The organism is Luteibacter sp. OK325, assembly GCF_003050935.1.
In the GTDB taxonomy this organism is placed as follows: Bacteria; Pseudomonadota; Gammaproteobacteria; order Xanthomonadales; family Rhodanobacteraceae; genus Luteibacter.
The window spans coordinates 404,825-426,408 of the sequence record NZ_QAOX01000002.1; the positions used below are offsets into that span (position 1 = coordinate 404,825).

Consider the following 21,584-nt stretch of genomic DNA (forward strand, 5'->3'; position numbering starts at 1 on the left):
GGTTGACAGGGGCGGGGCGGGCTAGTTTGTCAGGCCGAGGCGGGCTGCGGCGGCTACTGCTTCGCCTCGGGAACAGACGTCGAGTTTCCGCAGGATGGCTGATATGTGGTGCTCGACGGTCTTTTCGGAACGCACGATGCGCTGTGCGATTTCCGCATTCGACAGACCTTTGGCCAGCAAGCTCATCACGTGGCGCTCGCGTGTGGTCAGGCCAGCGGGGTCGGCTGCGGTCGTGGCCCTGGGGCCCCGAGTCACACCACGTACGCCAGCCTGCCGCAACTGCGCGCGGCAAAGCTTCACCGTTGCGCAAGCACCGAGGGCCTCGAATATCGCCAGTGCCTCGAGCTTGCTGCCCTCGTCACCGTCCCACAGCGCCATGGCGCGCATGAATGGACAACCGAGGCGACGCCAGGCATCGGCAGCCATCGACCAGTCGCCATTCCATTGCATGGCATAGGGATCGTCGCCGTCGCCGTATGCTCCCTTCCCCTCGCCGAGCTTCCAGCACCAGAAACTCAGCTCGCTCAGTTCGCGGCGGTCGCCCAGGTGCTCGGCCATCTCGCACGTTTGCCGTACCCATGGATCCTTCAGGCACGAATCGCCGCGTAGCCATGCCGCTTCGGCACGTGCTGCCGCGATGGGCGCAAGCCTCTGCAATTCACCCGTATTGCTGGCGAGTTCGCTTGCTTCGTCGATGATTTCAGTGGCACCGGTATCGCCACGTCGCAGGCGGATACGCGCGAGCACGGCCATCGCGGGGATCCGTGTCACCGGCGCCACCGCATCGCGGACGATGAGCTGGCTGGCGAGCTTCGCGGCGTCATCCCAGCGTCCCTGCTCGAAGTCCAGCCGGGCTTTCCAGGCCAGCACGTAGTTCGCCCAGGAATCGAGATCGCGGTCGGCGAAGTACGCGCACGCCTCGCGAATCGTCCGTGCCGCCGAAATATAGTCCCGAGTGGTGACGTCGGTGCTGGTCAGGTTGGCGTATGCCCGGGCCACATGCTCGCCATAGCCGTGCTCGAGTGCGATGGACAGGCTTCGCTCGAGTAGATCCCTACCCTCGGGTTCACCGTGCGCGTGCATCGCGGTGCCGACGTTGGTCATCGCGTGGCACAGCACTTCGGTGTCGCCGACGCGTTTGGCCAGTTCCATCGCACGAACGCCCCATGCCACCGCTTCACCGGTTCGTCCCGCGAGCATGTACAACTGTGATCGATTGCTGAGCGCCCAGGCAAACTCGCTGTCTTCGGACAGCTGCTCCAGCAACGCCACCGCTTCGTCCGCGTAGACCTCGGCCTCACGGTTGCGCCCGGCAAACCAGTGCAGGCGCGACAGCCAGCGCAAGGTGTGGCCCTCCTGCGTGGCGTCACCCAGATCACTCCATATGGCCAGCGCCCTCACGGTGGCGTTCACGGCTTCATCGCCCTGGTCCGTCAGATAGCACTGGTACGAGCGCTGTCCGAGCAACTCCGCCTGCTCGCGAGGTGGCAACGCCGATGCATGCGCCAGTGCCATGCCGTAGAGTTTTGCCGCTTCGCAGTGCGAGCCATGCGAGATCGCCTCAGCCGCGGCGACCGGCGCATATTTCAGCACCGCGGTCGTGTCCCCTGCACCGGCGGCGTGATGGACCAGCCGGGCCGTAGGCACATGGCCATCGCCGGATTCAAGGCGGGCCAGCACACGTGCATGCAGGGCCGCGGCGACGGGTATGGCCAGGGCGTTCTCCATCGACATTCGGGCGAGCTCATGGCGATAGGCATAGCAGCCGTCCGCGACGGTGAGCAGTCCCGACGCCAGCGCTGCGCAGATGGTTTCCGCTGACGGCGCGAGGACGGCATCGACCGTGGCTATTTCGACCCGTGCCGGCACGATCGCTACCAGATCAAGCAAAGCCCGCACCGACGGTGGCTGTCGCGCGGCACGCGCGAGCACGGCATCACGGACGGTGGGTGGTACGCCTTCGGCCCTCAGGATTTCGGTGACGAAGAACGGATTCCCACCGGTCGTGGCGAAGATGCCGTCCGCACTACAACCCGATTGCCGCGCCATGCTGGCCACCCCGTCCGAAGACAACGGCAGCAGCGGCACGCGTATCGCCGCATCCGCCGGCAGGTCACCGAATACCGTGTGCAGCGGATGCCTGTCGCCTATCTCATCGTCGCGATAGGTAAGCAGGAGCAGTGCGCGCAGCGGTTGAATGCGCCGGGCGAGATATTTCACCAGATCCAGGGTCGCGGTGTCGGCCCAATGCAGGTCTTCGAGAATCAGGAGTGTCGTGCGACAGGACTGTTGCAGGTCGGTCAGGACGGCGGTGAAAAGCCTCGCGCGAGGGCCGTCCGTGCCAAGCATGGCTTGCACGTCCGCATCGAAGGCGTTGGCCATGTCGTAGATGGGTCCAAGGGGCCTGGGCGAGAACAGCGCCTCGCAGCTGCCCCAGAGCACGCGATCTCCGTCACCGGTGCGATCGCGCACCAGCCGCCGGATGAGCGCGGTCTTACCAATGCCGGCCTCGCCGCTGACCAGAACGATATGCCCTGAGCCCTGATCTGCCCGCTCGACCGCATCGTGCAAGCGTTGCAGGGAGTAATCGCGTTCGATGAGTTCCACCGTACAGACTCCTCGAAACCCGCCCTATTCTCGCACCGGGCGGGTTCCAAGCGAGTGAACCGACGTGCCGCAGTTGAAGCTTTTCGCCTCAGGCGGCGATGTACCTGAAAGGAAGCCAGGGCGTGCGCAGGTGGGAGCGAGCGGCCGACTCGACGCCTGAATGCCCGGTGCCTAAGTAGAAGTACGGATCGAGCACGGACACTTCGGTGACGGTGTCGACGGGCAGCTTGTTTCGATGCCCTACCTCGCGGATGGCTTCCGGATTGGGGGCGTCATAGACGCAGAACGTGCGGGTCCGATCCAGGCTCACATACGAGTGCACCCAGGTGACACCCTCTTCAGCGTTGGTGTTGACGATCTTCCGGCAGAGGCGATCACCGGCCTCGTTGGTGGGCAGATCAAGCTTGTCGGGAAAGGTTCGTTCGACGATATAGCGAGGCATGTGCGTGCTCCTTGGCGGAATACAACTCAAGGCCGAGCTGCGACACCAGACTACGAAGACGCACCTTGCTCAACATCGGGGATTTCCCCCAGATTGCGCCAAGGGGGCCCTCGGTTTGGGCTGTGGACGCCGCCATGGGGGCATAGTGGGGGAATGCGAAGGATTCGAGATAGGTCTTGTAAATCATTGATTAATAAATACACGTTAGCCGTGTTCAAGGTGGGAAATTGACGTGCCTCGGGAGTTCCGCCACCTTCTCGCCACTGGAGCAAATCACGTGACGGCCCCCATGCGACGCGAGATCGCCATCATTGTTTTCCCCGGGTTTCAGCTGCTGGATGCCGCCGGCCCGATCGCCGTGTTCGAGATGGCGGAGCGCTTCCGGCCGGACAGCTACACCATCGACGTACTGGCCCCAGGAGGCGGCATCGTGCCCAGTTCGTCGGGCGTATGCCTGGCCGCTGCACCGATCGATCAGAGGCGCTTCGACACGGTGATCGTATCGGGCGGCAATCTGGCGCAGGTCGAAGCGGGCCAGGCGGACATCAGCGCCCTGCTCGGTGGCGACGCGTGGCGCCGGGCAGCGGGGGTCTGTTCCGGAGCGTTCTTCCTCGCGGACGCCGGGCTGCTCGATGGACGGCTCGCCACCACCCACTGGGCCGCGGCCGAGCGCTTCCGGCTGCGTTACCCAGGCGTGCGGCTCGACGCTGACCGCATGTTTGTCAGGGATGGCAACCTGTGGACTTCGGCCGGCATCTCCGCAGGCATCGACCTTGCGTTAGCGCTCGTCGAAGACGACCTCGGTCCTGCCATCGCACGACGCACGGCTCAACAGCTTGTCGTGCACCAACGGCGGCATGGTGGACAGTCGCAGTACTCGGTCCTTGTGGAGCAAGGCGGTAAAACCGGGCGTTTCTGCGACCTGATCGGATGGATGCGTACGCGTCTTGCCGAACCGATGACGGTCGAACGGCTGGCTGAGCGCGCGGCCATGAGTCCGCGCAACTTTGCGCGCGCCTTCGTCGGCGAGATCGGCGCGACGCCGGCAAAGGTTGTCGAAGGCCTGCGGCTCGAAGCTGCCCGCATCGCGATCGAGACCAGTCATCTCAACCTGGACCACATTGCCGTGTCGACGGGGTTTGGCGATTCGAATCGAATGCGCCGCGCCTTCGTCCGTTCGTTCGGCATGTCGCCGCAGTCCCTGCGTCGAAGCGCGAGTGCCTGACCGGCGCTGGCTGTTTTCGCACGGAAATTGTCCTTGCGGATAGTGGCCTGCGCGCCCTAAAAAACAGCCATCAACAGCACGCCCTGGAGTACGTGATGCGCCTGACTCTCTTCGCTTCGGCATGCCTACTGTGTCTGGGTACCGTGCAGGCCTCGACACCTGCAGCGGGTCCGGCACCGACACCGGCAGCCTCCCCCACCCGGCTCGACCACGTCCTGCTCTGGGGCCGGGGAATCGACGAGGCCACCTCGGTCATGGCGGTCAAGCTCGGCTTCCAGGTCCGGCCGGGACGCAATCCCGGCGGGGTGGCAAACCGCTATATCCGCTTCTCGGATACCAGCTTCATCGAACTGCTCGGCATCACCCGCGCGGATCCCGAGTTCGACCCGGGCATGAAGGAAGATCAGATCGCCTTGAAGGGCCGGCCCGGCGCGCGCACGTTCGGCTTCCGCTCCTCGTCGGTCGATGCGATCCATAGCTCGCTGCAGGCGCTGCACTACGCCGTCACGCCGTTCTTCTCCGGCCCCGATAGCTCGAAGCCTGGCTGGCGCCTGTTCGCGTTCGACAAAGCCCCCCTGTCCAGCAACACCTTCTTCATCGACTACATGGCCGGCTACGCACCCGACCAGTTCGATCCCGTCAATACCGACGACTATCGCGTGACGCGCGAGCACCCCAACGGCGCACGCGCGCTCTCGTCGATATGGCTGGTCTCGGGCGATGCCGATGCGGATCGCCGGCAGCTCGAAAAGATGGGTTTCGGCCATGCCGTGCCGGTGGAATTACCGGCGGTGGGCGCAAAGGGATTCTGCATACCGGTCGGTCCGACGGCGCTGTTGGCACTTCAGCCGGACGGCGCGGGTCTGGCCGAGCAGACCATGGCGAGCGGCGGCCCTCGCGTTCTTGGTGTGAGTTTCGGGGTGGCTGACCTGGGGCGGGCTCAGCGGTGGGTCGAGCGCGGCTACGAGCGCAAGTTGGCGACGTATCGAGGGCCGTGGGGCGAGTCCTTCCTTGCCCCTACGCAGGACGACCTTGGGCTTTCCATCGAATTCCACGCGATGCAGCAGGGTGCCGCGACCTGTTCGGCCGCTAACTGACCTCTCTGGAGCAAGGTCTCAGCTCTTTTTCAGAAAGCAGACCTTGAGCACAAGACCCTTGATCTTGTCCGAGCTCCCTTCGATGTGCTCTGTTCGGTAACTCCAAATAGTAACCGCGAAAGTACGGTGGCAACCCTCAGAAGCAGCTCGCAAGCTACTCGTCAGATCGAGTTGATATCGCGCCGGCTGTAAACTGCCGACGCCACGCCCCCGGCGTCATCCCGATCCGCTCCGTGAACACCCGCCGGAACGCCGAGACGGATTGATACCCTACCGCTTCGGCAACCACTTCCGTGGCCCGACCGGGGTTCTTCAGGTCGTTGGCGGCAAGGCTCATCCTGATGTCCTGCAGGAACTCGCTGGCCGAGCGTCCGAGCCCCTCCTGGAACCGTCGCATGAACGTGGCCCGGGACATGTGGGTCAAAGCGGCGAGTTCGGGCAACGTCCACGCGCGTGCGGGATCACTGAACATCGCTGAGATAGCCGGCGCAAGTCGCGGATGCGCAGCCAACGACAGAAGTCCGGCAGGCGGTGCGTCTGCTTCGCTCGACGCACGCAGCGCCAAGGCAAATAGCGCCGACGACAGCGAGTTCAACAGCGCGTAACCGCCGAGCCCTTCATCGGCACTCTCCTCGCGCATGAGCGAGACGAGTCGGCTCAACCGGTTCGCGGCAGGTAGCTCATCGTGGCTCCCGGATTTCCTTGCGCGGATGACCAGGGTCGGCGGCAGATAGTGTCGAAGCCATCGATCGTGTGGCGGTGCGATAACGAAGCGCCCGCACAACATTTCCAGAGGCTCGCCCTCCCCTTCGTTCTCGCTGAGCAGCACGTTCAGCGCCTCACGCTCATGCACCGGGCCCGGTGGCAGACCACTGACGTCGCGCAAGACATGAGCTCCGCCCTGGACCATCAACAGGATATCTCCCGCCGCCAGCGTCGTCGGCTTCCCGCCGGGTGGAGGCTCGAGGACAGCGGTGCCCCGAATCACCAGGTGGTAGGGCATCTCGCCTGGTGGCGAGTCGATGTAGGTGATGTTCCAGGGTGCGCCGTACAAGCAGCGGATCTCCAGCCGTCCCGTCACGGACACCGTGGCCAGGAATCGGCTGAGCCAGTCGATATCGTGAGACATAGAAACCTCGTGATCCTTTTGAGCAGCATAAAGCACATATCGGGGCTCGTCGATGTCAGGCCGGAAGCACAGAATCCTCCCATCCCAACCACCTCCAGCAAGGAGCCACGCCATGAGCCGTATCAGTATCCCCGCCATCGACACCGCCACCGGTGCCACCGCCGACGTCTACAACCAGGTCCGCAAATTGACCGGCGGACAGGTTCCCAATCTCTTTGCGGCCGTGGGCCACCTCGCTCCGGCGACGCTTGCCGCCTATCTCAACGCCGAGGCCGCCTTGGCCGCCGCGGGGCTGGGCAAGAAGGATCTCGAAACAATCAAGCTGTTGGTGAGTGCGCAGACGGGCTGTGATTACTGTGTAGCGGCACACACCATGCTGGGGAAGATGACTGGCTTGTCGGCCGACGAAGCGCGGGCTATCAGGCACATGGAGCCGACCGGCAACGACAAGCGCGACGCGCTCATTCGTTTCGTCCTCAAGATCATGCGGGAGAGCGGCACGGTCCCGGCCGATGCCGTCGCCGATATCCGGGCTGCCGGGTATTCGGATGCACAGCTGGTGGCGATCTCACTGGCCATCGCATTGACGGTGTTCACCAACACATTCAACCGCATCAATGACACGGATGTGGACTTCCCCGCAGTCGACTGAACGGTGCGGAATCTGCGGACGGCTAAAGCGTCATGTCACGCCCTGCTTCGTATTAAATTATTCATTTGAACGATAGCGGGGCAGTGGCTACCTTTGCCCGGTGACTACCCAGGGGTTCCGCATGGCCACACCCGCTACCGCTCGGCCATCTTCTGCATCCGGCCGGCGCTTTCCAGCCGGAAGGCTCGCCACAGGCGTGGCCATGCTCAGCGCAGTCCTCGGTGCAAGCGCTCCATTCCATGCATTCGCCCAGGCCGCCGAAGCGCGTTTCCACGACGCACCACCGTCGACCGATACTGTGCGTAACCCGTTCGCGACCCAGGCAAACGGCATCGATGCGGGCAAGGCATCGTATGCCGCGCATTGCGCGGCTTGTCACGGTGCGTCGGCACAAGGCAACGGCAACGTGCCGCCACTGGCGAGTAGCAAGGTGAAGGGCGCATCTCCCGGTGCTCTTTTCTGGTTCATCAGCAAGGGGAACGTCAACGGCGGCATGCCTGCCTGGAACGCCCTGCCCGAGCAAGAGCGCTGGAACCTGGTGAGCTTTGCGCAGTCGCTCGACGCGACCGCAAACAGGCCGGTTGCCCCCGTCGCAACCGCCCCTGACGTGCCTGGCCATTGGCCGGCGCCGAAGGCACCGTTCACCGATTTCCGTTACGAATCACCTGGGACCACCCGCAAGATCAGCGTGACCGACCTGCCCGCGCCCTTTGCCACCGAATCTGCAGGCAACTCCCCGCAGCTGGTGCAACGTCCATCCGACGCATGGCCCAAGGCGCCCCCGGGGTTCAAGGTGGAATTGTTTGCCAACGGACTCGATAACCCACGATTGCTGCGCACGGCCCCCAATGGTGATGTCTTCGTTGCCGAGACGCGCGCTGGGCGTATCACGATGTTCCGCGGCATTACCGCGGACGGCCATCCAAAGGAAACGCACGTTTTCGCCAGTGGCCTCAACAAGCCGTTCGGCATCGCTTTCTACCCGGCCGGCCCGAGCCCGAAATGGGTCTATATCGGCAATACCGACGAGGTAGTGCGCTTTTCCTATAAGGACGGCGACCTGCAGGCGACAGCCAAGCCCGAGCACATCGTCGATCTGCCGGCGGGTGGACACTCTACGCGCGACGTGGGTTTCTCGCCCGACGACAAGCGCATGTACGTATCGGTCGGTTCGGCTTCCAACGTCGATGATCCGGACACCACGCCGGCAGAGAAGCTCCGCGCAGATATCCTGGTGCTTCGTCCCGACGGCTCGGACATGCACGTCTATGCGTCCGGCATACGCAATGCCGTCGGCCTTGCCATCGATCCGAAGACCGGCGATCTGTGGTGCTCCGTGAATGAGCGCGACGGACTCGGCGACAACCTCGTGCCCGACTACATCACGCATGTGCAGGAAGGCGGGTTCTACGGTTGGCCGTGGTGGTACATCGGCGCCCACCAGGACCCACGCCACGCAGGCAAGCATCCGGAGCTGGCGAGCAAGACCATCGTGCCGGACGTGCTGCTCAATCCGCACAATGCCTCGCTGCAACTGATGTTCTACACCGGCGACCAGTTTCCCGCCGAGTATCGCAATGACATCTTCGCGGCGGAGCACGGGTCCTGGAATCGATCGGCACGCGGCGGATACGAAGTGATTCGTGTGCCACGCCATGGCGGCAATCGGGCCACCGGCGAGTACCAGGACTTCCTCACCGGCTTTGTGCTGCCCAACGGGCAGGTGTGGGGTCGGCCTGTCGGGGTGACCGCCGCGGGCGACGGCTCCCTGCTCGTGAGTGACGACGGTTCGAACAGCATCTGGCGCGTGAGCTATAAGAAGCCGTGAGACAGCGTTAGCCAGCCGACACCATCTTCAGGCCGATAACACCGCCCAGAATAAGTGCGATACAAAGCAGCCGCATGGGTGCCGCCGAATCGCCGAGGAAAGCGACGCCGATGATTGCCGTACCCGCCGCACCGATGCCCGTCCACACCGCATAGCCGGTTCCCACCGGCAGCGTGCGCAGCGAGATCGAAAGAAGAACGACGCTCGACAACCCGGTCACTACCGTAAGCACGGCGGGCAACCACCGGGTAAAACCGACCGAAGACTTCAGGAAGAAAGCAAAGGCGATTTCCAGCACGCCTGCCAGTCCGAGCAAGGTCCAGGCCATATCGGCGGTCCTCAGAAGTTCTTGGCAGCGGGTGTCGACCGGAAGGCGACCCCGAACCGGTTGAAGGCATTCATAAGGCCGATCGCATAGGTCAGGTCGGCAAGCTCCGCCGCATTGAACTCGCCGGCCACGGCTTCATAGTCGGCGTCGGGCACACCGTTGGCCGACACGTTGGTCACCGTTTCAGCCCAGGCGAGCGCCTTCTTCTCGCGGACACTGAACACGTTACCGGCGTCGTGCCATACCGGCACCAGGACGAGCTTTTCCACCTCGATGCCGGACTTGAGCAGGTCACGCGTATGCATGTCGATGCAGAACGCGCAGCCGTTGATCTGCGACACGCGCAGGTAGACCAGGTCGATAAGTGCCTTGGGCAGGCTGCCCTTGAGGAGAGTGACGTATACACCACCGAACGCCTTGTAACCTTCTGGGGATGCTTTGGAATAGTCGATGCGCTGAGTCATGGCGGGTCTTCATGTCGTTGATGAGGATGCCATGCTCGCGCAACTTGGATCACCCAAGAAGATCCAAGTATCGTGTTCCGTACTAGGCCATGATATTCAGTATGCGCTTGCCCAGGCTCTCGGCTCTCGCCTGCGAATCGACATTCGTGAAGTTGAGGAGCAATGCCGAGGCGCCCTCGCGACGCACGGTCCAGTCGCTCAACGCTTCGGCGTAGAGGCCGGCTTCGAGCATACGCGCCACCAACCGGCGGTCGGAGCGCCGGGCCGACAACCGCAGGATGAGGTGCATGCCGCCGGGCTGGGAATCCACGCTCACGTATTTACCCAGCACGCCCTCCAGTCCGGCAGCCGTTGCGTCACGCCGTTCTCCATACAGCTTTCGCGTCCGTTGAATGTGCCTTGCGAAATGACCTTCCTTGATAAAGGCCGAAACGATGGCCTGCGTCAGCGACGGACTGCCGCCGGCAAAAACCTGGCTGACTTCTTCGAAGCGTTCGACCTGGGCCTCCGGTACTACCAGATACGCAAGGCGAATACTCGGGAATAGCACCTTGCTGAAGGTTCCTGCGTAGAGCACGCGCCCTTCCCTGTCCAGGCTCTTCAGCGCCGGCAACGGTCGGCTGACATAGCGGTACTCGCCGTCGTAGTCGTCCTCGATGATCCATGCCTGGTTTCGCGTTGCCCAGTCCAGCAAGGCCCATCGCCGGGCAAGCGACAAGGAAACGCAGAGCGGGCTCTGGTGTGCAGGGGTGACAATCGCCGCGCGTGCGCGCGGTGCTTCGCGCAAACCCTCGGATACGACCATGCCATCCCGGTCGACGGGAACTGGCACCGAAGCGATCCGCATATGACCGAGCAGTTCCCGTGATGGCGGGTAACCGGGGTCCTCTGTCCAGACCTTGTCTCCCGCTTTCAACAGCGCCTGCGCGATCAACGACAGCGTATGGCGGTAGCCGGAGGTGACGAATACCTGCGACGGCGTGCAGGCGATGCCACGCGATACCTGCAGATAGGCGGCTATCTGGGATCGCAACTCAGGCAGGCCATGCACCGCCGGGTGAACCATGTCGGAGGGCTGCATCTCCCGTGCGCAACGCGCGCCGAGTCGTGCCCATACCTTGCGAGGGAAAGCATCCAGGGCCGGTAAGCCCATCTGGAAGGGCCGTATCGAATCCGGGCGGAAGGTGTTCGCAACGACGCGGATTGGGGGCGGCGCCTTGTCTGCCGCCTCGACGGATGGCCTGGGCTTGAGGTCAGGCGTCACGATGGAACCGGCCTGGCCGCGGGCCTGGATGTATCCCTCGGCTACTAGCAAGGAGTAGGCGGCATCGATCGTGCCCCTTGCCAGTCCGAGTTCGTCGGCCAGTGCACGCGCCGACGGGACGCGATCGCCAGGTTTCAATACGCCGCCGACAATGGCGTCGCAGAAACGATCGTAGATCTGCCTGTAATAAGGCGACACCGCGTCGGTATCCAACGGTCCGATATAACTGGGTCTTGAGGTGGCCATGGCCCAGTTATTTACTCCATTCATGGCTCTTTGGTCTAGGCCACGTGACGCGTAGCATGACTTTCATGATGAAAATCCTCCATGTAAGTTGCAGTCCCCGCGGCGAAGTGGCCGAGAGCTACCAGCTATCCTGCAAGATCATCGGGTTGCTGCGTCAGCGCGAGCCAGCGGCCGTGGTGACGAATCGAGTGATCGGCGATGGTTCCATTCCCCATGTGGACATGGACTACGCGATCTCCCAGGCGTCGTTGCACGACGTGTCGCAAGAGGGATCCATGGCGCTCTCCGAGATACTGGTCAAAGAGCTCGAGAGCGCGGACGTCGTCGTCATCGGCACGCCCATGCACAATCTGACCGTGCCTTCCGCGCTGAAGGCGTGGCTCGACCACGTCGTTCGTGCCCGGCGGACTTTCGATATGACGGCCGCGGGAAAGGTTGGCACGCTGCGCGACCGCCCCGTCTATATCGCGGTGGCTTCCGGTGGCCGCTTTTCCGGTGAGCGTGCACGCCAACCCGACTTCCTGACGCCCTATATCACGACTATCCTGGCGATGATCGGCCTACACGACCTGACCTTCTTCTCGGTCCAGGGCACCGGAGCGCCGGAGGCAGTCGTCGCCGAGACCAGGAGCGCCACGGAAGCGGAGCTACAAGATCACTTCTCCATCCTGGGTATCGAGACGCAGGCGAGCTGATTCCGGCCATCGGGCGTGTCCCCGCCAGCGCTATTTCACGTTGCCGACCTTCCGATCGAGGAAATCCCGAATCAGCGGCACCATCTCGTCAGCACGATCTTCCAGGGCGAAATGCCCCGTCGGGATCAGATGGAACTCGAGGTCCTGAAGGTCGCGCTTGTACGGGTGCGCGCCATCGGCGGGAAAGATGAAATCGCGCTCTCCCCAAACGATTAAAGCCGGCGGCTGATGTTTACGAAACAGCTCCTGCACGGCGGGATACAGCGGCAGGTTGGTCCGGTAGTCGTACATGACATCCATCTGTACGTCTGCATTCATCGGGCGATCCAGCAGCGCCTGGTCGTGCACCCAGTTGTCGGGGGAAATCCGCGTCTTGTCGTCGACACCATCGGTGTACTGGAAAATGGTCGTTTCGAGCGAAACAAGGCCGAGCAGCGCATCCCTGCTCGCCTTGCTGCCGTCATTCCAGTAGACCTTGATGGGATCCCAGAACGTCTTCAGGCCCTCGTCGTATGCGTTTCCGTTCTGGATGATGAGCGCTGTTATCCGTTCCGGCGCCTTCAGGAAAAGCCGCCAACCGACAGGTGCGCCATAGTCCATCACGTACATCGCAAACGATGTCACGTTCAGCTGTCCCAACAGCTTCTCCACGACGTCGCCAAAGCCATCGAAGGTATAAGCGTATTTCGAAGGATCGGGCATGTCGCTCTGGCCATAACCCGGATAGTCGGGCGCGATGACGTGATAGCGATCGGCGAGCAGCGGAATGAGGTTGCGGAACATGTGCGACGAGGTCGGGAATCCGTGGAGAAGCAATACCACCGGGCCATCTGCAGGGCCAGCCTCACGGTAGAAAATCTTCAATCCGTCGATCGTGGCGAAACGGTGGTGGACCACGACCGGCGCGGCGCTCGCTGCGGGGTTGGCTTGCGCATTCATGGACACGGATCTCCGGGCTGTATAGCGTTTCACCCTACGGTCTTCCGGCGCGGACGGATTGTCCGCCCGCGTGTTTTTTGCCGAATCGCACGATAAGATTCTCGCGAATCCGCCCGACGAGGTACCGATCGTGGCCATGCTGATCTCCGTGAATGTCGGGCTCCCGAAGGATGTTCCCTGGCAGGGTCAGGTGATCCACACCGGCGTATGGAAGGCACCCATCGGAGGCCCTGTCATGGTGCGGCGGCTCAACATCGACGGCGATGGCCAGGGCGACCTCGCCGGTCACGGCGGAGAGCACCGCGCCGTGATGGTCTACCAGGTCGATTCGTACCGGTACTGGGAGGCGTTCCTGGGCAGGCCGCCGATGGAATGGGGCTCGTTCGGTGAGAATCTCACCGTCGACGGTTTGCCTGATACCGAGGTCTGCATTGGCGACCGTTTCCGCATCGGCGAAGCTCTTCTGGAAGTGACACAGCCGCGCGTCACCTGCTACCGCGTGGGGCTTCGAATGCAGGAGCCGCGCATGCCATCCCTGCTGGTGTCGCATAAGCGGCCGGGATTCTATTGCCGCGTGATCGAAGAAGGGCGTATCGAAGCCGGCGAAGCCATCACCAGGGAGCGCTCCGGCAGCGATGTCAGCGTCACCGAGATTGACGCTCTGCTCTATCTGAACGCCCATCCGCGAGACGCGCTGGAGCGCGCGGTCAAGGTGCCTGCCCTGAGCACGGCTTGGCGAGAATCGCTGGCGTCGATGCTTGCTCCGGCAGCCTCCAGCGAGGGCCCTGCCTGGAGCGGCTTTCGCGACGTGCTGGTCCGCTCGGCACGCATGGAGAACGCGACGGTCCGCTCCTTTGTCCTCGAGGCAACTGAGGGACAGCCCCTTCCTCCCGCTCGCGCTGGCCAGTTCATCGTGGTCAGGCTGACACCGCCACCTCCGCAGGCGCCGCTCGTGCGGAGTTACTCGCTGTCCGATGCCAGCACGCCCGGTCACTACCGTTTCTCAGTAAGGCGAGCCGGTGGCGAGGGAAGCGCGTACCTGCATACCCAGGTCAAGGAGGGCGATCGCCTGAGCATCAGTGCGCCGCGGGGCAGCTTCTGCCTTGAAACCGATGACCATCCCCTGGTTTTCTGGAGCGCCGGTATCGGGATCACCCCGGTTCTGGCGATGTTGCACGAACTGGCCGCCAGACCAGCATCTCCTTTGCGGAAGGTGTATTGGGTTCACGGAGCCAGAAGCGGCGATGAGAACGCGTTTGCCGCTGAAGTGGACGGCCTGCTCAAGCAGCTTGGTTCAGCGGTCCGGCTCATCGCCTTCAGCCAGCCACACGCCGCGGACAACATGGGTCGCGACTATGACGTGCAGGGCCGGATCACCATGGCGTTGCTGCAAGGCCTTGGCGTCCCGATCAATGCCCATGTCTACCTCTGCGGCCCCACGGTCTTCATGGAGGAAGCACGCACCAGCCTGCGCGCCGCCGGATTTGCGGACGCCAGCATCTCATCCGAACTGTTCGGTGGCGTGGAAGCCCTTCGCCCCGGGCTCGTGGACCCTCTGTCCCGGCCACCCCATCCGCCAGGCAACGCCGCGACCGAGGGCACACTCGTCACCTTCGTCCGCAGCGGCCTGACGGTGCATTGGGATGCCCGATACGCCAGCCTGCTGGAGCTCGCCGAGGCCTGCAATGTGCCGGTTCGATGGGCCTGCCGTTCGGGTGTCTGTCACAACTGTGAGACATCCATGGTCGATGGCGGCGTCTCCTACGTCACCGAACCGCTCCAGGCTCCCGCGGAGGGGCGTATCCTGATTTGCTGCTCATTACCGTCGAGCGACGTGGAACTGGAACTCTGAGACTATGAAACGCGTCGACCACCCTGGAGTGCGTCGTGCCTGATCCGGATCGCTCGAAGCTTGCTGCGACCTGGCACGCCGGTGAACGCGAGATGCAGCATCGCGCAGGCGTGGACGACACGCTGGCCGGCCTGGATGTCCGAATCTTTCGAAACAACCTCGGCGCGATGCAACAGGCGTTCTATGCCCGCCTGTCATATGCGGTGATCGGAAGCGTCGACACGAACGGTGCGCCCTGGGCCACCATGATCGAAGGGGATCCCGGGTTTCTGGCAGCGCACGGCGCGTTCGCGCTCGATGTCACGGTGGAACGAGACGCTTCGGACCCCGTAGACCAAGGACTCGAACAGGGCGATGCCATCGGCATGATCGGTATCGATCTGGCAACACGCCGGCGTCTTCGCTTGAACGGCCATATCGGGCGCCGGTCTTCGGGCGTATTCCGGCTGGCGATCGAGCAGAGTTATGGCAATTGCCCAAAGTACATCCAGGCAAGGGCGGCGGCGTTCGTATCGACGGCGGACGATCTTTCAGCCGTCATTGCCGAGGAATTGCCTGCGCTCGACGAGCACGCACGCGCCATGATTGCCTCGAGCGACACGTTCTTCGTCGCCTCCTACGTCGACCGCGAGGGCGACGAGCGCCAGGTCGACGTCTCCCACCGGGGCGGCCTTCCCGGCTTCATGCGCGTCGAACCCGATGGGGTCCTGACCGTGCCTGAGTTCCCGGGCAACACGTTCTACAACACGCTCGGTAACTTCCTGCTAAATCCCCGCGCGGGGCTTTGGTGCGCGGACTTCCGCACCGGAGACGTGCTTCAGATGACCGGCGATGTCCGGTTCGGATCGCATGGCGACGCGACGTTCGTCCTGGCCGAGCAGTACTGGCAATTCGTTCCGCGTCGCATCGTCCGTCGCCGTAAGGCGCTACGGCAACGGTGGATGCTGTTCGAGGACGGATGGTCGCCGGACTCGCTGGACATGGGGACCTGGGAAGCTATCTGAGCCCGTCGTAGACGATACGCGTGAAGAAGTCCGGATCGATCACGAAGTGCCCGTAGACCGCGTCGTATTGAGCGGTGGGCTTGGCCGCGACCACCTCGTCACGTGACTTCCCCTGCTTCTTCAGCGCGGACACCTTGTCACGGACACCGGCAAGCATGTCGCGAAAATCACGAAACTGTTTCTTGTTGCCCACGGGGCCGTGACCGGGCACCAGGATCACATCGTCATTCAGCGTGGCAAGGATCGCGTCATCGGACTTGATCATGCCGTCGATCCCGCCGCCGTTCTCATTGTCGATAAACGGGTAGACGCCGTTCCAGAAAAGATCACCCAGCGAGGCGACATTGGCCTCCTTGAAGACGACGTACAGGTCGGTATCGGTGTGCGACGGGTCGAGCAACCTGACCTCGACCGTCTGGCCGTCGAAGTGGTAGGTCTTGTTGGCTGTCAGCACCTCGGTCGGAACGGCCCGTGCGGGGAGCGCCGGAAACGTAAAGTCCCAATCGTCGACTCGGGTCGCTGTCGAAACGCGCTTCACGGTGCCGGCCGTGGCGATGATGATCGCACCGTCGTCACGTACCCAGGGATTTCCATCGGTGTGATCCCAGTGGTAATGGGTGTTAATGAGGTATTTGATCGGGGCACTACTGATCGCCGCCAGCGCCGCCTCGATCCGCGGCCGGGACACAGCGATACCAGCGTCGACCATGAGCTTGCCCTGCTTGCCGGTCAGCACGGTAATGTTCCCGCCGGATCCGGACAGCATGCTGAGCGAACCACGCAATGGCGTGGTGTCGATCTGCGCCGTGACCGCGGCCTTATTGATCATGATGACCGGACTGACCGGCTTGGCAGGACCATCCGCCCAGGCCACGCCGCTGGTGGCGCCGACCACGACGGCCAACATCGCGGCGGAATCGATGAGGATGCTCTGAAGCGGACTGCGTTTCATGCGCTGTCTCCGTCATGGCGACGAAGCTGTCGCCGAAGGCTTCCTATTCAGCGCCCTGCCCCGGCCGAATTCTTGTGCAATCCGGCCGGCGTGGTCTTCCTGGCCTGTGTCGCCGCCCTACTTCACCCATTCGAGCAGCGGCTGGCCCTTGGGCACGATATAGGTACCGATTTCCGCCGCATTCGTCTTGCCCACGTTCTTCGCGCTGTGAACGACGCCTTTGGGAACGAAAATCACATCGCCCGCTTTAAGCGTTGCGGGGGGCTTGCCTTCCAGGTCGTATTCGATCGTGCCTTCAACGACGTAGATGATCTCTTCACCCGGGTGGCGATGATTCGCCGCGATGTGCCCGGGATCGAGGTCGACGCGCATCTGGATTTCTTCCCAGCCGGGAATGCTCAGGTCGTTCTGCGAGAGCTGCGTGCGCTTGTCGGCCTGGGCGCTTGTACCGATCAGCACGCCGGCCATCGCCACCAGGCCGCACACCGTTGATCTGAATCGACGCATGACAATCTCCTAGATCATGTAAATGGGGTCTGCCCTTGCTCGAAGCCTACCTGCGATGGCTCGGCTGTTCTTGAAGCGTCCACCTTCCGGCGGACGAACCGCGCACGGAGGCGACGATTGAGCGGGTCGCCGAAGAACCGTGCCACGCCCCAGGCGAACGCCGCGGAGAGAACGAGGAACAGCGCAAGCATGGGTAGCTTGCGCTCCGGTGTCATCGCCGCCCTGGGTACCAGCTCGACCATGACCCCAAGGACGACGATATGGAAAAGGTAGAGCTCGTAGCTGTGCGAGCCGAGCCAGGCCAGTGGGCGACCGGCGCGACGTGCCAGCTTGCCTGGCGGCAGGCGTGATACGGCCACGAGGAAGATCGCCGCGGCAAGGCCGAGCTGGGTCGCGCCGAATGCCTCGTTGCCACCGATCCCCCGCATGTATACCCATCCCATCGCGACGAAACCGAGCACCGCGAGCACGCGGCGCACAGGCGGGGTCCACGTAACAAGGTTGGCAGCGACAGCAGCGGCACAACCGAAGACCAGCATGTCCACGCAGGCAAGATTGCCGTACATGAAGAACAACTCATCGTCGCTGTGTATCCAGCGGTATGCAGGCCCAACGACGATAGCCGCGCACGCCAGCAGCACGAGCTGCCATCGGCGGCGCGCCACTACCAGCACCAACGGATAAAGCAGGTAGAACACTTCCTCCACCGACAGCGACCAGTAGATGTTCATGGCGTAGTTGAAGTAACCCACCCGCTCCATGAGGATGTTGTGCCAGAACGTGAGCACCGAGAGATTGGCGATAACGAAGAACCCGTTACCGAAGTCCTCGTGTTTGTTCACGTTGGAGAAATTGGAAAGGCCGGCCAGGCCAAGCACGGTGATGATTACCAGGGCGAGCGCCACCGAGGGATAAAGGCGGAACAGGCGAAGCTTGTAGAAGTGCACGATGTCGGTGCCGGCCAACGATCCGTAACGACGGACGATGTTCGTGGTGATCAGGAAGCCCGAGATCACGAAGAACACCGAAACGCCGTAGTTTCCATTGAGGAAGATGGCGCGAAGGGCCGGCACGGAAATCCACTGGTTCAGCGGAGCTGAGTGCAAGCGGTACGACAGGGAGTAATGCAACAGCATCACCATCACGATGGACACGCCGCGCAGCATGTCGATGTAAAGGTTTCTGCTGTTCATCGTGTTGCCCTCCCTGTCAACGAATCGCAACTTTACTTCGCCGGCTTCTTGAAGCGAAGCATGAAACGATCGGTCTTGCCCTTAACCGCGGGGTCGAAAATCTTCAGGGTGTGATCGTCTGCCGAACTGGCGAGCAACGTGGACTCTGCGTCGAGGACGAACCCGGCCTTCTCGACCTCAGCCTTCACCGTCGCCGGATCGATCCGGTGCAGGTCTTCCGTATTCTTCAAGCCCGCCCCCGGCGCGGAGGCATGGTCGACGACCACGAAATAACCGCCGGGCTTGAGGAGCTTGAAGACGGCCTGATTGAACCCGTCCACGCTCGCCCCCTTCATGAAGCTGTCGTGGAGGTCGTGATAGTTCTCGAACGTCCAGATGACATCGAAGGTATTGAACGCCGATGGCGCCGGTTGCTGGGCGATCGGATCGGAGATGGCTTCTACGTTGGTACGTCCGGGCTCGGCGGCGAGTGCTTTCGCCACGGCGACGGGATCGGTCTTGAAGCTCGCGATCTCAGCGGGAACATAAGCGTAAACCTTGCCCTTGGCTCCCACGATCGGGGAGAAGAGCCGGGTCCAGTAACCGCCGCCCGGCCACACGTCCATGACGACGTCGCCTGGCTTGACCTTGGAGAAGGCGACCAGGTCCGCCGGCCGACGCACCGCATCCTGCTGGGTGTCCTTTTCGGGTCGATGCGAATCGGCGACGGCGGCGGCGATGGAGGCGCTGGTGGCGGGTAGCGGCGTCTTCGCGGCGGCGGCTACCGAGAACAGGGCGGCGGCGGTCGCCGCGAGATAAAAGGCTGATTTCATACCTGGTCTTCCTTTCTGGTCGGTGGAATCAGGATTGGAGCGATGCTAAAGGTATCCCTTTCGCAGGCGTGGCGCAGTCAGGAAGACCGGCCTGCATCATGAAAAATTACACCAAGGGTGTGCCTGTGCCCCGTCCGCAGGCGACTGACGCCGTGACGCAGCTTGACCTGGTAGTCGCCCCGGACACCGCTTACCGGCCGGCTGTTGACCGCGAAGAGAACAGCGTCGCCTTTCTGCAAGGGCACAACGGCCACCCGGGTCTGCATCCGCGGACGCTGCTCGGTGATGACGAACTCGCCGCCCGCGAAGTCCTTACCCGGCTCGGAAAGCAAGACGGCCAGCTGCAGCGGAAAAACGTGCTCCCCATACAAATCCTGGTGCAGGCAGTTGTAGTCGTCCGGCCCGTACTGCAACAACAACGGGGTCGGTCGCACCTGACCTGCCTCATGGCAGCGCTGGATAAAGGCGGCATGCGCGGGCGGAAAGCGGACGGTTTTCCCCATTCGCTCATGCCAACGGTTGGCCAGGGGTGCGAGGTGGGGATAGATCGAGGACCGCAGCGCCTCGACTAGCGGTGGCAAGGGGTAGCTGAAGTAGCGATATTCCCCTCGGCCGAAACCATGGCGGCCCATGACCACGTGGCTTCGGAATCCCTGCCCACCTTCGTATAGCCTCGAAACCCCGTCGCATTGCGCTTCGCTCAGAAGGTTCGGCAGGACAGCCCAACCGTGGGTGTCGAGCTCGACCGACACCGCGGTCCAATCGATATCAAATTTCATGAAGAACCTCCTCGGGATTGCCGGGAAGGTCGCATCGAAACCGCGGGGCTGACACTCCGATTCTTGCGGGCCCGAACTGAGGACGCCGGACCCGGACGGTCCAGAAGCCGAAGAGATCGGGTTTGCCCTCGGCGAGTCGTCCCTGGGTTCGGTGCTGGTCGCCACGACCCGGAAAGGCATGATCTCCGTGCTTCCAGGCTTTCGTCGAGGCACCTCGGGACGGTTTCGATCTACCGTTAGACCTCCGTGGCACACCCTTTCAGCGCATGGTCTGGGACGCACTTCGTGACATTCCTGAGCGCGCCCTTCTGGATCGTGAGGCCGCATAGGCCTGCCGTCCGTCAAATGCTGTCGATGGTCTTGCCGGTACCGACCACCAGAGCGGCGACGAGCAACGCCGCGATCAGACCACCGGCTGACACCGAAGCGGCGGCGTCACTCAGGAAGTGAAGCGGAAGATGGAAGTCCGCGAACATCGTGAAGTTGTCGGGTTTGATACCCATCACGACGGCGAACGAAAGCAGTGCCGAGCCACCGAGGATCCATCCTCGGTGGCTACGGCGAGCAGCCCGGCTCATCACCGTCCGGGTAAATGCCTCGCCCTCCAGATGGCGATCATAGGCAAGCAGCTTATCCAACGGTGGCAAGCCGGTCATATGCATTCCTCCTCGGAACCCAGTAATCGCGCGAGCTTCTTCTTCGCGCGATTGATATGCGATTTGATGGTGCCCAACGGAGCCTGCGTGACCTCGGCAATCTCCGCGTGACTCATGCCGGCGGAAACGGACAGGGTGACCATCAGGCGCTCGTTGAGGCTCAGGTGTTTCATCATCTGCTCCACAAGGATGTCCGACATGGCGGTCGGCGCCACCGACATCGTTTCCGGCATGGTCGCGTCGTCTACGAACTCAAGGCGCGAATGGCTGGCCACGTGCCTGAGAAAGCACCGGTAGGCGATGGTGTGAAGCCAGGTCGACAGACCTGCGTCACCCCGGAACGATGCGAGACTGGTGAACATCTTGAGGAACGTTTCCTGCGCCATATCGTCGGCCAGCGCGTGGTCACCGGCCGCCAACCGCCTCAGGAACTGGCGGATGGGTGACTGGTATCGCCTGACCAGATCGGCAAAGGCGCGCTGGTCCCCAGCAAGGAATCTGGAAATCAACTCGCTGTCTGTCTTCGGCATCAACATCCAGGTCATTGCCCTTAATGGCTCGTCGAGTCCCTTCGCTCGAGCTTCCACACCAGCAGGAAGCCAAGCCCTACGAAGAGCGGGAACACCGCGACCGTCGCGAACTCCTGCACGCTCCCTGTAATCGGGCCCGCGACCAGTGCCGCCACGCCGATGGACATGATGATCACACCCCGGCGCAAGTCCGTCTTGCGCGATGACTTGTTCGTGACCATCTGTGCGACCAGTTCCGATGTCAGCGGCGCTCCCTTCTCCAGAGCGGTGCGGAGCGTCCGCTGCACTTCGAACTGGGTCCAGCTGTTCAGCACGGAGAACGTGATGAACATGGCTGCGATGCTGAGGAAGCCGATGATGGGGATGTAGACACCGTCCATAAG

At 62.8% G+C, this 21,584-nt stretch carries 22 protein-coding genes and 1 pseudogene; 7 read left to right on the forward strand and 16 right to left on the reverse strand.

All coding sequences use genetic code 11. The features are described 5' to 3' along the window. Positions 1–21 precede the first annotated feature (21 nt). The gene (locus C8J98_RS05585) at positions 22–2,607 is read right to left on the reverse strand and encodes a LuxR family transcriptional regulator (protein ID WP_107911734.1); all 2,586 of its coding nucleotides are present in this window, start codon (positions 2,605–2,607) and stop codon (positions 22–24) included. An 88-nt stretch (positions 2,608–2,695) separates the two neighbouring features. Beyond that, complete coding sequence (locus tag C8J98_RS05590) at positions 2,696–3,049, reverse strand: DUF4242 domain-containing protein (RefSeq protein WP_107911736.1); 354 nt, start codon at positions 3,047–3,049, stop codon at positions 2,696–2,698. 277 nt (positions 3,050–3,326) lie between these two features. Between C8J98_RS05590 and C8J98_RS05595 the strand changes: the two genes are divergently transcribed. Together C8J98_RS05595 and C8J98_RS05600 are read left to right on the forward strand one after the other, a co-directional pair. Next, positions 3,327–4,274: a GlxA family transcriptional regulator gene (locus C8J98_RS05595; protein WP_199229822.1), complete on the forward strand. Its 948-nt coding sequence runs from the start codon at positions 3,327–3,329 to the stop codon at positions 4,272–4,274. A gap of 95 nt (positions 4,275–4,369) precedes the next feature. Then, positions 4,370–5,371, forward strand: coding sequence for a VOC family protein (locus tag C8J98_RS05600; RefSeq protein ID WP_107911740.1), 1,002 nt, complete (start codon positions 4,370–4,372; stop codon positions 5,369–5,371). Between the two features lie 18 nt (positions 5,372–5,389). Here C8J98_RS05600 and C8J98_RS22260 read toward each other — a convergent pair. Continuing rightward, positions 5,390–5,461: pseudogene (locus tag C8J98_RS22260) on the reverse strand (alkylphosphonate utilization protein); the annotation flags it as partial. Between the two features lie 64 nt (positions 5,462–5,525). Then, positions 5,526–6,614 (reverse strand): AraC family transcriptional regulator, encoded by a 1,089-nt coding sequence (locus tag C8J98_RS05610; protein WP_233260121.1) that lies wholly within the window; start codon positions 6,612–6,614, stop codon positions 5,526–5,528. On the opposite strand from C8J98_RS05610, the gene C8J98_RS05615 reads away from it, so the two are divergent. After that, positions 6,613–7,152: a carboxymuconolactone decarboxylase family protein gene (locus C8J98_RS05615; protein WP_107911742.1), complete on the forward strand. Its 540-nt coding sequence runs from the start codon at positions 6,613–6,615 to the stop codon at positions 7,150–7,152. The genes C8J98_RS05610 and C8J98_RS05615 overlap by 2 nt on opposite strands. A gap of 202 nt (positions 7,153–7,354) precedes the next feature. Continuing rightward, positions 7,355–8,980, forward strand: coding sequence for a sorbosone dehydrogenase family protein (locus C8J98_RS05620; RefSeq protein ID WP_158272608.1), 1,626 nt, complete (start codon positions 7,355–7,357; stop codon positions 8,978–8,980). Positions 8,981–8,987: 7 nt separating this feature from the next. Here C8J98_RS05620 and C8J98_RS05625 read toward each other — a convergent pair whose 3' ends face one another. From C8J98_RS05625 to C8J98_RS05635, 3 genes are all read right to left on the reverse strand, one after another. Further along, entirely contained in the window at positions 8,988–9,308 is a 321-nt protein-coding gene (locus C8J98_RS05625; protein ID WP_107911746.1) for a multidrug efflux SMR transporter, read from the reverse strand. A gap of 11 nt (positions 9,309–9,319) precedes the next feature. Beyond that, complete coding sequence (locus C8J98_RS05630; protein WP_107911747.1) at positions 9,320–9,772, reverse strand: carboxymuconolactone decarboxylase family protein; 453 nt, start codon at positions 9,770–9,772, stop codon at positions 9,320–9,322. An 82-nt stretch (positions 9,773–9,854) separates the two neighbouring features. Further along, positions 9,855–11,282: a PLP-dependent aminotransferase family protein gene (locus C8J98_RS05635; RefSeq protein WP_107911749.1), complete on the reverse strand. Its 1,428-nt coding sequence runs from the start codon at positions 11,280–11,282 to the stop codon at positions 9,855–9,857. 56 nt (positions 11,283–11,338) lie between these two features. Here C8J98_RS05635 and C8J98_RS05640 point away from each other — a divergent pair, with 56 nt between their 5' ends. Then, positions 11,339–11,977, forward strand: coding sequence for an NAD(P)H-dependent oxidoreductase (locus tag C8J98_RS05640; protein ID WP_199229823.1), 639 nt, complete (start codon positions 11,339–11,341; stop codon positions 11,975–11,977). Between the two features lie 30 nt (positions 11,978–12,007). Here the strand turns inward: C8J98_RS05640 and C8J98_RS05645 are convergent, their stop codons facing one another. Beyond that, the gene (locus C8J98_RS05645; RefSeq protein ID WP_107911751.1) at positions 12,008–12,916 is read right to left on the reverse strand and encodes an alpha/beta hydrolase; all 909 of its coding nucleotides are present in this window, start codon (positions 12,914–12,916) and stop codon (positions 12,008–12,010) included. Positions 12,917–12,986: 70 nt separating this feature from the next. On the opposite strand from C8J98_RS05645, the gene C8J98_RS05650 reads away from it, so the two are divergent. Together C8J98_RS05650 and C8J98_RS05655 are read left to right on the forward strand one after the other, a co-directional pair. Beyond that, positions 12,987–14,768: an MOSC and FAD-binding oxidoreductase domain-containing protein gene (locus tag C8J98_RS05650; protein ID WP_199229824.1), complete on the forward strand. Its 1,782-nt coding sequence runs from the start codon at positions 12,987–12,989 to the stop codon at positions 14,766–14,768. A gap of 35 nt (positions 14,769–14,803) precedes the next feature. Further along, positions 14,804–15,772 (forward strand): pyridoxamine 5'-phosphate oxidase family protein, encoded by a 969-nt coding sequence (locus C8J98_RS05655; RefSeq protein ID WP_107911753.1) that lies wholly within the window; start codon positions 14,804–14,806, stop codon positions 15,770–15,772. On the opposite strand, the gene C8J98_RS05660 is transcribed toward C8J98_RS05655, so the two are convergent. From C8J98_RS05660 to C8J98_RS22005, 8 genes are all read right to left on the reverse strand, one after another. Further along, on the reverse strand, positions 15,765–16,724 hold the full coding sequence (locus C8J98_RS05660) for an MBL fold metallo-hydrolase (RefSeq protein WP_107911755.1): 960 nt from the start codon (positions 16,722–16,724) through the stop codon (positions 15,765–15,767). The two genes, C8J98_RS05655 and C8J98_RS05660, sit on opposite strands and share 8 nt — an antisense overlap. Positions 16,725–16,841: 117 nt before the next feature. Further along, a complete protein-coding gene (locus tag C8J98_RS05665; protein WP_107911757.1) occupies positions 16,842–17,231 on the reverse strand; it encodes a cupin domain-containing protein in 390 nt (129 codons plus the stop codon). Between the two features lie 14 nt (positions 17,232–17,245). Further along, positions 17,246–18,424 carry an acyltransferase gene (locus C8J98_RS05670; RefSeq protein WP_107911759.1) on the reverse strand — a complete coding sequence of 393 codons (1,179 nt, stop codon included), beginning with the start codon at positions 18,422–18,424 and terminating at the stop codon, positions 17,246–17,248. 32 nt (positions 18,425–18,456) lie between these two features. Then, positions 18,457–19,236: a methyltransferase gene (locus C8J98_RS05675; protein WP_233260122.1), complete on the reverse strand. Its 780-nt coding sequence runs from the start codon at positions 19,234–19,236 to the stop codon at positions 18,457–18,459. 77 nt (positions 19,237–19,313) lie between these two features. Then, positions 19,314–20,015: a 2OG-Fe(II) oxygenase gene (locus tag C8J98_RS05680; protein ID WP_107911761.1), complete on the reverse strand. Its 702-nt coding sequence runs from the start codon at positions 20,013–20,015 to the stop codon at positions 19,314–19,316. Between the two features lie 341 nt (positions 20,016–20,356). Beyond that, positions 20,357–20,671: a hypothetical protein gene (locus C8J98_RS05685; RefSeq protein ID WP_107911762.1), complete on the reverse strand. Its 315-nt coding sequence runs from the start codon at positions 20,669–20,671 to the stop codon at positions 20,357–20,359. Next, the gene (locus C8J98_RS22000; RefSeq protein ID WP_158272609.1) at positions 20,668–21,201 is read right to left on the reverse strand and encodes a sigma-70 family RNA polymerase sigma factor; all 534 of its coding nucleotides are present in this window, start codon (positions 21,199–21,201) and stop codon (positions 20,668–20,670) included. Before C8J98_RS22000 ends, C8J98_RS05685 begins: the two co-directional genes overlap by 4 nt. Positions 21,202–21,221: 20 nt before the next feature. Next, on the reverse strand, positions 21,222–21,581 hold the full coding sequence (locus C8J98_RS22005; protein ID WP_158272610.1) for a DUF6249 domain-containing protein: 360 nt from the start codon (positions 21,579–21,581) through the stop codon (positions 21,222–21,224). Positions 21,582–21,584 lie beyond the last annotated feature (3 nt).

Bases quoted from the DNA above. Each gene is read 5' to 3' on its own strand.
- C8J98_RS05590 (WP_107911736.1), bottom strand. From the start codon at position 3,049: ATGCCTCGCTATATCGTCGAACGAACCTTTCCCGACAAGCTTGATCTG.
- C8J98_RS05600 (WP_107911740.1), top strand. From the start codon at position 4,370: ATGCGCCTGACTCTCTTCGCTTCGGCATGCCTACTGTGTCTGGGTACC.
- C8J98_RS05615 (WP_107911742.1), top strand. From the start codon at position 6,613: ATGAGCCGTATCAGTATCCCCGCCATCGACACCGCCACCGGTGCCACC.
- C8J98_RS05610 (WP_233260121.1), bottom strand. From the start codon at position 6,614: ATGGCGTGGCTCCTTGCTGGAGGTGGTTGGGATGGGAGGATTCTGTGC.
- C8J98_RS05620 (WP_158272608.1), top strand. From the start codon at position 7,355: ATGCTCAGCGCAGTCCTCGGTGCAAGCGCTCCATTCCATGCATTCGCC.
- C8J98_RS05625 (WP_107911746.1), bottom strand. From the start codon at position 9,308: ATGGCCTGGACCTTGCTCGGACTGGCAGGCGTGCTGGAAATCGCCTTT.
- C8J98_RS05630 (WP_107911747.1), bottom strand. From the start codon at position 9,772: ATGACTCAGCGCATCGACTATTCCAAAGCATCCCCAGAAGGTTACAAG.
- C8J98_RS05635 (WP_107911749.1), bottom strand. From the start codon at position 11,282: ATGGCCACCTCAAGACCCAGTTATATCGGACCGTTGGATACCGACGCG.
- C8J98_RS05640 (WP_199229823.1), top strand. From the start codon at position 11,339: ATGACTTTCATGATGAAAATCCTCCATGTAAGTTGCAGTCCCCGCGGC.
- C8J98_RS05645 (WP_107911751.1), bottom strand. From the start codon at position 12,916: ATGAATGCGCAAGCCAACCCCGCAGCGAGCGCCGCGCCGGTCGTGGTC.
- C8J98_RS05660 (WP_107911755.1), bottom strand. From the start codon at position 16,724: ATGAAACGCAGTCCGCTTCAGAGCATCCTCATCGATTCCGCCGCGATG.
- C8J98_RS05665 (WP_107911757.1), bottom strand. From the start codon at position 17,231: ATGCGTCGATTCAGATCAACGGTGTGCGGCCTGGTGGCGATGGCCGGC.
- C8J98_RS05670 (WP_107911759.1), bottom strand. From the start codon at position 18,424: ATGAACAGCAGAAACCTTTACATCGACATGCTGCGCGGCGTGTCCATC.
- C8J98_RS05675 (WP_233260122.1), bottom strand. From the start codon at position 19,236: ATGAAATCAGCCTTTTATCTCGCGGCGACCGCCGCCGCCCTGTTCTCG.
- C8J98_RS05680 (WP_107911761.1), bottom strand. From the start codon at position 20,015: ATGAAATTTGATATCGATTGGACCGCGGTGTCGGTCGAGCTCGACACC.
- C8J98_RS05685 (WP_107911762.1), bottom strand. From the start codon at position 20,671: ATGACCGGCTTGCCACCGTTGGATAAGCTGCTTGCCTATGATCGCCAT.
- C8J98_RS22000 (WP_158272609.1), bottom strand. From the start codon at position 21,201: ATGCCGAAGACAGACAGCGAGTTGATTTCCAGATTCCTTGCTGGGGAC.
- C8J98_RS22005 (WP_158272610.1), bottom strand. From the start codon at position 21,581: ATGGACGGTGTCTACATCCCCATCATCGGCTTCCTCAGCATCGCAGCC.